1 pseudogene is annotated in these 295 nt (G+C 37.3%); it reads right to left on the reverse strand.

What is annotated here, in order from left to right:
• Positions 1 to 137: 137 nt before the first annotated feature.
• A pseudogene (locus OCF96_RS09945) lies at positions 138 to 295 on the reverse strand (sigma-70 family RNA polymerase sigma factor); the annotation flags it as partial.

The following is a 295-nucleotide window of genomic DNA, read 5'->3' on the forward strand; positions in this document are numbered from 1 at the left end:
TACCGCCGTGAAAAGGCGGTGTCTTAACCCCTTGACCAACGGACCTGAGTTGTTATTTTCAACTCTTACTATTATACAGGCTTTTCAAACTTTGTCAACTACTTTTTCTGTTTTTTTCTTTTTTTTGGCATAGCTTCTTACCGAGTACGGATATCAAATTCCTTAAACACAATACGTAAGTCCCTTAATACTCTTTGACGCCCTCGGAAGCGTTCATTTCTTAAGACGCGTTCTAACTCTTCTTGTTTGTCTTTACTTTGTTTGTTTCTATAATCTCTTAGTGTCTCATGAAAGA

Origin of the sequence: Streptococcus mitis (assembly GCF_946190065.1) — a bacterium.
GTDB lineage: Bacteria > Bacillota > Bacilli > Lactobacillales > Streptococcaceae > Streptococcus > Streptococcus mitis_DE.